The organism is Streptomyces sp. NRRL WC-3618, from assembly GCF_001280005.1.
In the GTDB taxonomy this organism is placed as follows: Bacteria; Actinomycetota; Actinomycetes; order Streptomycetales; family Streptomycetaceae; genus Streptomyces.
The window spans coordinates 1-7,450 of record NZ_LGDW01000124.1 but is presented as its reverse complement, the minus strand read 5'-3'; the positions used below and the strand labels follow the sequence as shown (position 1 = coordinate 7,450).

5 protein-coding genes are annotated in these 7,450 nt (G+C 59.3%); 3 read left to right on the top strand and 2 right to left on the bottom strand.

The window, feature by feature from the left end:
* Positions 1-1,191: 1,191 nt before the first annotated feature.
* Positions 1,192-2,979, top strand: a complete 1,788-nt coding sequence (locus ADL01_RS41955; RefSeq protein ID WP_078960532.1) for an ATP-binding protein — start codon at positions 1,192-1,194, stop codon at positions 2,977-2,979.
* A 588-nt stretch (positions 2,980-3,567) separates the two neighbouring features.
* Positions 3,568-4,140: a hypothetical protein gene (locus ADL01_RS15170; RefSeq protein ID WP_053742517.1), complete on the top strand. Its 573-nt coding sequence runs from the start codon at positions 3,568-3,570 to the stop codon at positions 4,138-4,140.
* Between the two features lie 268 nt (positions 4,141-4,408).
* On the opposite strand, the gene ADL01_RS44695 is transcribed toward ADL01_RS15170, so the two are convergent.
* Positions 4,409-5,290 (bottom strand): hypothetical protein, encoded by an 882-nt coding sequence (locus ADL01_RS44695; RefSeq protein ID WP_159049527.1) that lies wholly within the window; start codon positions 5,288-5,290, stop codon positions 4,409-4,411.
* A gap of 512 nt (positions 5,291-5,802) precedes the next feature.
* Here ADL01_RS44695 and ADL01_RS47500 point away from each other — a divergent pair.
* Positions 5,803-5,973, top strand: a complete 171-nt coding sequence (locus ADL01_RS47500; protein ID WP_324614604.1) for a hypothetical protein — start codon at positions 5,803-5,805, stop codon at positions 5,971-5,973.
* 281 nt (positions 5,974-6,254) lie between these two features.
* Here ADL01_RS47500 and ADL01_RS15165 read toward each other — a convergent pair whose 3' ends face one another.
* Positions 6,255-7,100 carry a sigma factor-like helix-turn-helix DNA-binding protein gene (locus ADL01_RS15165; RefSeq protein WP_053742516.1) on the bottom strand — a complete coding sequence of 282 codons (846 nt, stop codon included), beginning with the start codon at positions 7,098-7,100 and terminating at the stop codon, positions 6,255-6,257.
* Positions 7,101-7,450: the final 350 nt, after the last annotated feature.

Below are 7,450 nucleotides of genomic sequence, written 5' to 3'. Positions count from 1 at the left end.
AACAGGACCCTAGACAAGTCCCATCGTTGCAGGTCAGGAGCACTCTCCGCTTATTTGATCAAGCCTCGGACACCCCACCTCGTGAAAGCGCGAGGCTAATGCCCCCTGAAGAATCTCCGCGTTATGACGGAAGGGGCCAAGCTGAAGGAACTCAGTGCGGACGAGGTGGACGACTGGTTGCACGACAGGGCTGACCCCTACTCGTCGGCGCGCCGGAGGGGCGCCCCGGCCGTCCGAGCAAGGCACTGAACCTGGAGCAGACGAAAGCCGTGCTCATCGCCGCGCGACCGTCACGGCTGTACGCCTACCTCGTGCTCTCGCTCCTCAGTGGGAAGAGGCACAGCCCCTCACCTGGGACCCACGTCTTCCTGGATACAGGCATCCCGCCCTACATCGCAGAAGGTCCGGGACAGTCTGACTTTGCTTCAAGACCGCTTGCTCCCGAATTAGGCCCTGGAAGATCGCCGACCTGGGGATCACGTCAAAGATGCAGGTCAGAGCTTCGGTGCGCGTCGGTCTGCGGTGGTGCTCCGGGGTCGCGATCTGTATGGCAAGGCTGTGTTGTGGGTTCTCTGCGCCTGCCATCCCCGCACACCCCCCTGCGTCGCAGTTGACGGACAGCAGGTGACCAAGACCCACGCATTGCCTCTGCGCATGCCCAACGTACGTTTCAACGTCGATGGGACAAGGGAGAAGACTCGCGGAACACCCAGCGACTGAGGTCATGTCACCTCCGCAGGCGGGTGGGAGGGCCGTGCGTGGCTTACGGCCATCCTACCCGCTGATGCCGGGTTTTTGTGCGTCACCCATCCGTGCAGTTGGCATGTCCGCCGGCCATCGTCCTCCCGCTGGGAGAGGACGAAACCGCCGGACTGCACGAGCTGGCTGCACTCGGGACATGGGCTGTGTCAGTCGTGCGGAGCATCGCGTTAATTTGACCGTTTCATCCCGAAGTGACTTCGCGGGGCGCTCGACCTGCCGTTGGTGGCAGACCGTGCGTAGTCGCAGGTCAAGCGGCTGTATCGCCACTAATGTTGCCTGTATCGACGTGAGCTTGCATGCCGCTCACGTAGCACTGTGGAGGCTCGGAGCTGCATGAAGCCTCTTGGGCAGGCTTGGAGAAGCTTGGAGCCGCTTGTAGCCTACCTAGAAGGTGAGGCTCTAAGTTGACTACAAGCTGAGGTGGGCCCGATGGAACTTCAAGACCTGGCTAATACACTAGCCACACTTCGAAGTTTGGATACCGACACATCCCTTGTGGAAGCCAAAAGGGCCAAAGGGGGGCTCCCAGCGAGCTTGTGGGAGACGATCAGCGCCTTCAGCAATGCTCAAGGGGGAGTAATTCTTCTGGGGGTCGACGAGAAGAATGGCTTCTCAGTGAGCGGGGTGGATGATGCCGGAAGTGCTGAGATTGCTGTCGCTAAGATTTGCAGCGATAGTATGGAGCCTCCCGTACGTCCCCTAATTCAGACGCATGACGTCGAAGGTGGGCGCGTTGTAGTCATTGAAATCCCGCCCATGTCGACCGGTCAAAAGCCTTGTTACTACAAAGGCAAGGGATGTTACGGCGGATCATACATCCGTGTCGGCGACAATGATCGACGCTTGACAAATTATGAAGTCAATCTGCTAATCGCAGGGCGAGGGCAACCCAGGGATGATGAGCGTGTAGTAGCGGAGGCTGTTAGGGCTGACTTGGATGAAGAAATTGTTAGGGCGTTCGTTGCTGGACAACGAAAGGAGCGTCGCCGAGCATTCGAGGATAAAAGTGACGATCAAGTCCTTTCCATGATGAAGGTTCTTAAGGAGCATGAAGGCCGCCTTGTTCCGACGGTTGCGGGATTGCTCTGCATGGGTGGATACCCGCAGCAGTTCTTCCCGCAGTTGAACGTTACTTTTGTCGTCTATCCAAACAGTCAGCCTGGAATCCCTGGTCCGCTAGGTGAACGTTTTCTTGATAACTCCTCACTCAGTGGCCCAATTCCAGAAATGGTTAGCTATGCCCTGGCGCTGCTACGGCGAAACATGCGGAGGCGTAGCGTAATCTCGGGAATCGCGCGCCAAGACATCTGGGAGTACCCCGAGACGGCTCTTCGAGAGGCAATCGTCAACTCTCTCGTCCACCGCGACCTTTCGCAAGGGTCGCTTGGTACTCCTTCGCAAATTGAGATGTACCCGGATCGTCTTGTAGTCCGGAACCCTGGCGGACTGTACGGCCCCGTTAACGTGGAAGATCTCGCGACATCAAATATCTCTTCTGCGAGAAATCAGGTGTTGGTTCACATTCTTCAAAACGTCGATCTCCCTGAAGGTGGCCGCGTTTGTGAGGCGCGTGGGTCCGGGATCGGCTCAATGATCAACTCCCTTAGGGCGTCTGGTATGGGGCTGCCTGAGTTTGACGATCAGGTTGCCTCGTTTCAAGTCACCTTTCCCAACGCTTCGCTCCTCGACGAGGAAACCGTGCGGTGGATCGGCTCCCTCGGGATTACCGGCTTGTCTGATTCGCAACTACTCGCGTTGGCGCGAATGCGTAACGGTGAATCGCTAAATAACAACAGTTACCGGTCGCATCTTGGTGTTGACAGTCGAGTGGCCACTTCGGAACTGCGAGACCTTGTAGATCGCGGCATAGTAATTCAAGCAGGGTCGCGACGCTGGGCCACTTATTCACTTGCCGATCAGGCCGATTCCGGAGGTGCACAGTATTCCCAACCTGGTCAGCTTCCTCTTGAGGAGAATGACCAACAGCTGCCGCCCGAGATGCGAGATGATTCTGTAGAAGTGGGTGATGAAGTCGCTCAGGCTGTTTATGAATTTTTGGCCGATGGTCCAAAATCCAGGAAAGAGATTGAGGAAGCTCTAGAGCAGCCCTCGCACGTTGTACTCCTCAGGCTCAGGCAAATGCGCGATGCTGGAATCGTTCGACAGACGGGCCCGTCTCGCTCACCTGTTGGGAAATGGACCAGGGTTGGTCAGTAGACAGCAATACGTAACGCACAACCCAAAGGGCGGCGTCTCGAAGGGGCCGAGTCCAGGAACGAGGTCGGCGGAACGGATTTGGGCTGGATCTGCTTTGAGGTGAGTGATCATGGACCCGTAAGCTGACGGCGAGTCGGGCAGTCATGGACCTACCTGTAAAGCGCGACGTTGGGCCATGATCTTCGAGGCTCGCCCCAAAGTGGCTGCCTGAAGCCGTGCAGCCGAAATAGCTCCCACTTCGTTCCCGCAGCCGCCGCACGGCCAGCCGGGTGTGGTCAGGGGGGATTACCCACACTGTGGAGGCGGCGCGCGCCCGCGCCGTGCGCGGGCCTTGATGACGTAGCCTGATCGACCAGAGCCGTGACGGCTTTCAAGAGCGTCGCTCTGCCTGTGTCCTTCCCCCGTGTGACCTGCTCGAACGCCGTCCTAGTCGCTCTGGGCTGCACTGCTGGCCCACACCTGGCCCACTACCCCTGCGTTGAGCACGAGGTCAGGACTCAGCGGCTTGTCCTCGGTCGGCCGTCGTGGTCTGCTGCTGTTGGGGCGTATCGGATGGCGTATGCCTGTCGCAGAGCGCAATCTGACGGCATGGATTCGACCTTCCTGGCAGCGCTGATCGCTGCAACGGTCACCGCTGGCGGGTGGCTGGCCAATCACTTGCTCTCAGCGCGGGCCGATGTGAAGCGAAGGAAGGCCGAAGCGCGGCTCACTCACGTTGAAAACCAACTGGAGCAGCTCTACGGTCCCCTTCTGTTCCTGGTGAAGGAAGGGCGGTCGGCCTGGATGGACTTCCTCGACACGCTCGGGCGTAATTACGTGTTCGCGTCAGGCATTCCCCTCAGCCCTGAGGAACGGGACCTCTGGCTGTTCTGGGTCGACCACGAGTTCATGCCACGTAATGAGGCGATCCAAGATCTCCTGGCCGCAAAGACGCACCTCATGGCAGGCGACCAGATGCCGGACTCCTACCTGGCATTCATCCACCACCACAACTCCTGGCGCGTGACTCACCAGAGATGGAAGGAGAGGGAGGTGGAGTACTCCTGGAAGTCCAAAGCCAACTGGCCTGATTCGTTCGAGACGGACGTGATCGCAACCTACGAACGGCTCAAGAACCTGCAGATTCAGATGGCCGGCCTTGTGAGAGGCGAGGAGGCCTGAAGACCGCTCAACCGTTGTTGGCCTACTACATGCGGCCAACGAGCGCCCCCGGCTGACCGCCGGGAGCCTGAGGTCCGTTGCCCCACGCATCTGATCCGTAGGCGCGTTCACCCCAGATGCGATCCGTGCGGACCAGCCATTCAGCACCCCCAAACCACGATGGCGGACCACATCGGTCCGCCATCGTGCGCTGGTGTACGGGGCTGTTGATGTCAGGCGTTGATGTCAGAGACGGGATGCGGCCCTCGACATTACGGTTGGCTTCATTTCATGACCGAATATCAATTAGTACAAGTGTTGCAGGGACGCGCATAACCCGCCTGCGCTGGACATCGTAGAGAAAATGCAGATTCCTCTCGGTCCCCAGGAATATTAGCGGAAACCCCTTAGTTGTTGCCACAGCCCCTTTCAAGTTCTCGCTTACCCAGACGACATTTGCAGGCTTTGCCTCCACGCCTAGCAGCCCCAACCTTCCCATCCCCGGGAAGGATTCGGGAATTACGTTAAACGAAGATTTTGGAGTAACTGTTGACTCGATGCCATAGGCTGCTCGAAGGCCGAAGATTCCAGCCGCGAAGAACACGAGTAGCACCGCAAACGATGTTAGCGTTGCCACCTCTAGCTTCTTCCCCTTCACGTTATTAAGGATCACCGAGAGATCTATCTCATGCATTGCGAAGACTGCAAAAATAAAGGTCATCTCGCCAATCGAAATCACCAGCGTCCCGACCTCGGCGACTGGAGCGAACAGCTTAACGATCAGAACATTTCCGATCGTAGACCCCGCAAGCGTAAGAAGAAGCCAAGGGAAGCTAGTTCGCCGGAAAAATATTACCAGCGGAAGGGCAACAATAAATAGGGCCACGCCGATGAGCATGAATGACACCGCAACTCGCCCGAGCGTCACTGCCGGATTTAGCCCTATGTCTTCTGGAGTCAAACCTAGGCGCGCATAAAACGCGGCGTCAGCAAAATGAACACTGCCATAGAGGGCAATTCCGGCAAGGGACGTGATACCGGCTGCGGTTGTGGCGATATCCTTCCAGGACGCTTTTGAATCTCTCTTCGCCCACCTTCCTTCCGATTTACCATTATTGTCGGTTATCGCTCTCCGCTTTCGTGCACGAATTGAATATCTAATCTCATCCATGTCACGGCAACCCTCCGGCTATCCCCTTGCCAGCACCTTGATTTACAGGGCGTTAACTTGCACGTTGGTGAAGGCCAAATGGGCGACGGCCCGCACCGTTTGCGCCCGCAGGTACCACCTCAAGTGGAGCCACCGGACTGGCAGCACTGCGCAAGTCACCATTGGCAGAGGATCACTGTTGCGTCATCCCCAGACTTATAACGTGGCCACCGGCGTCCAGTGGGGTCCGTAGCCTCCACCTTGCGTACGGCTGCGATCAACTCTCGGGGCCCGCCCGCTCGGAGCGTCCCGAACACATCGGACCAGGTCGCCATTTCGTACTCGGTCACGAGTCTCGATACGCCATCGGACATCACGGCGGCAGCCTGGACCTCGCTCAGTGATGTCGTGCCAGTCAAGGCGTGACCCGCTGCTCCTGGATCTGCCGCAGCCACCCAGTACCCCTCTGGCGTGTTGCGTACCTCCCGCTGAGCGCGCACGAGACGTTGCAGGGCGGCTCTGTGTTCTGGAGTGTGAGTCTCGTACTGCTCAACCTCAGCTCTTATCTCGGGAAGTACGTCGTCCACCCGAAGATCAGTAATCACGGAGTACCCCTGCGGTCCCTCAAAGACGATGGGCGAGTCTGCGAGGACGAGATGGTCAAGGACCCCGTAGCGGTGCCGCAGAACCGCGACCGTCGCTGACGGTGTCCCCGGATCTTTGAGGTCGCACTCCGGATGCAGCTCCGCAACGCGTTCGAGGGCATCACTCAGGCCGTCTGAGAGTTGACGATCCATATCTGCGAGGGCGGCTACAAGCTGGCCACCGAGGTGTGCCACGTACCACGGGACGCCATGCCGGCATCCCGTAGTCAGGCCTGCCGTGCTGAGTCCGTCCAGCACGACAGCGAGTGTGGGCGTTCCGGCTCCCCAGTCCTCGTTTGGGTTGGCTCCCCCGGGGCCTGTGTCCATGCAGACGCGCATGATCATCCCTCGTGTCGGTACAGCGGGGTAACGCGGCGGCTCTCCAGCACGTCAAGCGTATCGGGGTCGTAGCGACAAGAAATGAGCGTTGAGAACCGACGGGTGCGGACCTCTCGATACAGCTCAGCGAGGTTGTTCTCCAGGTAGTGCACGACCCCGTTCGCGCCTATGGAGTGGATTCCGGCGATGTACAAGAACGTGCCACGGCCGTCCAGCCGGGGAAGCCGGCCTAGGTAACCGAAGTCGCCTGCGGAGCCGTCCTCATCCATCGGCGATCGGTACTCCTTTCCAGCCTTCTGATCCACCAGGTGCCAGGCTCGATCTTTTTTGAACCGCAAGTTGTCGTCCCCTTCGAGCACCTGGGCGACGATGGGCGACAGCCGCGGTCCGCAGACGACCACGTGATTTTCGCGGTTGAGGTTGACCATGCCCGTCGTCGGGATCACCTCGTACTGAGTCTCAAGCTTCATGCCGGCCAGCAACTTGCGCAGGTGGTCGAAGTTGTTGAGGTCTTCCCTGGTCACAACCTCACTCGGATTCTGATCGGGGCCCTTGCCTGCCTCAGGCTTGCCACCGAGCGACACAGTCACCAGGTCTGTGCCGAAGAACGCGCGCTCCGGGGGCGGACCGGCAGACGCTAGCTGCCCTACGCGACCTCGGCTCACTCCGAGCTTGGCAGCGATCTCGGTCTGAGTCATGCCAGATGCCTGCGCCTCCTCGATGGCTTCACGCCGGATGCGGGACAGCTCCAGCACCCAGCCCTGATAGGTCGCCATCAGGTCTATCGCTGCCTTGGCCCGGTCGACCGGGGCCGCGATCTCAGAGACCCGCTTCATGTCGTCGTGCACGGCTTTCCACTCCTCGCCTAGGGGGGCTAGCGAACTGTATCGCGAGAGGGGGTTGCGCGCAGCCTTCGGTTTGCCTACGGTACCTAACAGGCAAGCGCGCAAGCCCCCCTAAGCAATTCGGGGGGTGTGCGTCTTGGCTGTTTGACCTGCTAGTTCGGGCCCGCCTTCATGTGGGGCCTGAGCTGGTCGTTCCTTGAGAACTGAACAGTGATCGTGCGGGGCTGACGCGGGAGCGGCGGTCACGGCAGGTGCCTAGTACTGCAATCACAGTTGCAGGATGTGGCCTCGGCGTTTGTAGTGGCTGCGGCGGGCCCGGGTTTGGCTGAGGCGTCTCCACCATGACCAGCGCA